This window comes from Bradyrhizobium sp. PRIMUS42, assembly GCF_023006515.1.
GTDB lineage: Bacteria > Pseudomonadota > Alphaproteobacteria > Rhizobiales > Xanthobacteraceae > Bradyrhizobium.
In genome coordinates, this window is sequence record NZ_JALBGZ010000710.1 from 1 (window position 1) to 3,182 (window position 3,182).

3 protein-coding genes and 1 pseudogene are annotated in these 3,182 nt (G+C 63.6%); 3 read left to right on the forward strand and 1 reads right to left on the reverse strand.

The genetic code is table 11. The features are described 5' to 3' along the window. A pseudogene (locus tag MOV75_RS32285) lies at nucleotides 1-230 on the reverse strand (transcriptional regulator); the annotation flags it as partial. Nucleotides 231-380: 150 nt separating this feature from the next. Here MOV75_RS32285 and MOV75_RS32290 point away from each other — a divergent pair. The 3 genes from MOV75_RS32290 (at nucleotide 381) to MOV75_RS32300 (ending at nucleotide 2,978) form a co-directional block, all read left to right on the forward strand. After that, nucleotides 381-635 carry a tautomerase family protein gene (locus MOV75_RS32290; protein ID WP_246923050.1) on the forward strand — a complete coding sequence of 85 codons (255 nt, stop codon included), beginning with the start codon at nucleotides 381-383 and terminating at the stop codon, nucleotides 633-635. A gap of 196 nt (nucleotides 636-831) precedes the next feature. Then, entirely contained in the window at nucleotides 832-2,214 is a 1,383-nt protein-coding gene (locus MOV75_RS32295) for a nodulation protein NfeD (protein ID WP_246923046.1), read from the forward strand. Next, nucleotides 2,211-2,978: a slipin family protein gene (locus MOV75_RS32300; RefSeq protein WP_212250791.1), complete on the forward strand. Its 768-nt coding sequence runs from the start codon at nucleotides 2,211-2,213 to the stop codon at nucleotides 2,976-2,978. Before MOV75_RS32295 ends, MOV75_RS32300 begins: the two co-directional genes overlap by 4 nt. The last annotated feature ends 204 nt before the right edge of the window (nucleotides 2,979-3,182 follow it).

A 3,182-nucleotide genomic window follows, 5' to 3' on the forward strand; every position in this document is an offset into this window, starting at 1 on the left:
GGGACGATGATCGCGTCGAAGCGCGCGCGTTTATCGATCGCGCCATCGACTGCGACCACCCGGCCGCCGCCGGCGCGCACGGGCTTGCCGTCGAGCGACAGCGTCTGGAAGGCGAAGCGGGATTTTGCGCCGCTCTGCTGCATGACGTGGTTGGCGAGCGACAGGATGTCGGCGATCCCCGCGATCGCCGAATGCATGCAACCTTCCAGTGCCAGAATTGCGAGCTTCATGAGACCCCCGGGTTGATGCCGCGATCCTATCCGAACGGCGCGCGGGCGCGTGGCGGAAATTGCCTGATCTCTGTCTTATCCGCCACTGCCTTGCGGAGAGGGGCCGGTCCAATCTGCCGCCGTCGTTACCCGACACAATTGGAGAGAGACATGCCTTACATCACCATTTCCACCGTCCGCGGCATTCTGGATGCTGCGCAGAAGAAGACCCTGCTCGAACGCGTCACCGACCTGATGGTCGAGGTCGAAGGGCAGAACAACCCGGACTTCCGCCGCAACGTCTGGGTCAGGATCGAGGAGCAGGAGCCTTCCCACTGGTCGCTCGGCGGCATGCAGCCGACCAGCGAGATCATCGCCGGGATGTTCGGCACGATCGGGCCCGATGGCGTGAGAGTGGCACGGTAGCAACTCGTGGGGCAGGGCGTCTTGGGCAGGGCGGATCAGTCGCAGGCATGGTCCGCCAGCGCCTTTGCTCAACCGACCACATCGCCATCCTGCATGGCACATTTTCCATTGCGTTGCACAATCGCAGCGCCGGTCTCTTCGCACAGCATTGAGGTTCAAGAGACGAACACCATATGCTCTGCAAGGGAGCCCTGCCGTGCAGACCATGAAGGCGGCCCTCGTTGCGGCGATTGGCGTCGTGGCTTTGATCTGCTGCCTCCTTCCCAGCTCAGCGGAGGAGAACGGCCGTCTTGCACTGATTGTTTCGATCGACGGGGCCATTGGCCCTGCGTCGGCCAGCTACGTGAAGGAGGCCTTGGCCAAGGCGAGCGAACGGCGCGCCGAGGTCGTGCTTCTGAGAATGAACACGCCCGGCGGTCTCAATTCCAGCATGCGCGAGATCATTGCGGACGTGCTGGCCTCGCCCATCCCCGTCGTCGGTTACGTCGCGCCCTCCGGCGCCCACGCGGCGAGCGCGGGGACCTATATCCTTTATGCGACCCACATCGCGGCGATGGCGCCAGGCACCAATATCGGTGCCGCGACGCCGGTGCAGATTGGCGGGCCGCTGCCGGGCCTGCCGAGCGGTACACCCGACAAGGACGGCAAGGACAAGAAGGATGAGCCGAAGGACGCGATGACGGCGAAGGTGACGAACGATGCCGTCGCTTTCATCCGCAGCCTCGCCGAGCTGCGCAACCGCAATGCGGACTGGGCGGAGAAGGCGGTTCGTGAAGCCGCCACGCTCTCTGCCAACGGCGCGCTCGAGGCCCATGCCATCGATCTCGTCGCGCGCGACCAGGCTGAATTGCTGAGGCAGCTCGATGGTCGCGAGGTGGAAGTTGCAGGCGGCAAGACGCAACGCCTCGCGACGAAGGATGCGGTCGTCGAAGCCGTCGACCCCGGACGAATATCCCGCTTCCTGGCGGTGATCACCGATCCGAACGTGGCGTTCATCCTCCTGATGGTCGGCATCTACGGCCTGATCTTCGAGTTCATATCTCCCGGTGCCGTCGCGCCGGGAGTCGTCGGCGCGATCTGCCTGCTGATCGGCCTCTATGCCCTCAATTTGCTGCCGATCAACTATGCCGGACTTGCCCTGATGCTGGTCGGCATAGTGCTTCTCACCGTCGAAGCCTTCAATCCGACGGTGGTGATCGGTCTCGGAGGGATCATCGCTTTCGTGCTGGGAGCGTTGATGCTGTTCAGGGGCGAGGCGCCCGGCTACCACCTGTCGTGGTGGGTGATCGGCACCACGGCAGCTGTGTTCGTCGGCTTTGCTCTCGTCGTGCTTGGTTCGCTGCGGCGTGCCGCCAAGGCTCCTGAACGGGTCGGCGCGCAGGCCATGCGAGGCTTGCCCGCCGAGGTTCTCGACTGGCGTGGGAGCGAAGGTCATGTTTTCGCCCATGGCGAGCGCTGGCAGGCGCGCGGCGCCGAAACGTTCAAGCCCGGAGAGACGGTCGAAGTCGCGAACGTTGTCGACCTCACTCTGCTGATACGGCGCGCACCAGCCCGCACAGGCGAGGGAGGTCCATCATGATGCTGGAATATCTGACTTATGCGGCGCTCGCGTTGCTTGTCATCATGTTCCTGTCCCAGGCTATTCGAATCCTGCGTGAATACGAGCGTGGCGTCGTCTTCACGCTCGGTCGCTTTACCGGCGTGAAGGGCCCGGGCCTCATCATCCTCGTTCCGGTCGTGCAGCAACTCGTCAAGGTCGATCTACGGGTGATGGTGCAGGTCGTCCCGCCCCAGGACGTGATTTCGCGGGACAACGTCTCCGTCAAGGTCAACGCCGTCCTGTACTTCCGCATCGTCGATCCTGAACGGGCCATCATCAAGGTCGGCGATTACATGGCTGCCACCAGTCAGCTCGCGCAGACCACCTTACGCTCGGTGCTCGGCAAGCACGAGCTCGACGAGATGCTTGCCGAACGCGACAGGTTGAACGCCGACATCCAGGAGATCCTCGACAAGCAGACCGACGTCTGGGGCATCAAGGTCACCGGGATCGAGATCAAGGACATCGATCTCAACGAAACCATGGTGCGGGCGATCGCCAAGCAGGCCGAAGCGGAGCGGTTGCGGCGTGCCAAGGTGATCAATGCGATGGGCGAGCAGCAGGCTGCCGAAAAGCTGGTCGAGGCCGGCCGGATTCTCGCGCAAGAGCCGCAGGCGATGCAGCTCCGTTACTTCGCGGCCCTGCACGATATCGCGGGCGAGCGGTCTTCGACCGTCGTCTTTCCCCTGCCGACGGGCCTGCTGGACCATTTCCTGCCGCGGCGGGACAACCCGCAGCCATAAGCGGCAGGCTGACCCATCTTCGGCCTCAATAGACGTATCGAATGGCGATCCCTACTTAAACGGGAGGACAATTCGATGACGACGTCTACCGCCAGTGCAGCCGGTCGCCGCCAAAGCTGGATTTCAATTCTCTCCATTCCCTTGTTCGCCCTCACACTTTGGACGTGCGGGGGCGCAGTCCAGGCCGCGGAGCCGGGCAAGGCC

What these genes read in the sequence shown, in the direction of transcription:
- MOV75_RS32290 (WP_246923050.1), top strand. Translation starts at nt 381, where the DNA reads ATGCCTTACATCACCATTTCCACCGTCCGCGGCATTCTGGATGCTGCG.
- MOV75_RS32300 (WP_212250791.1), top strand. Translation starts at nt 2,211, where the DNA reads ATGATGCTGGAATATCTGACTTATGCGGCGCTCGCGTTGCTTGTCATC.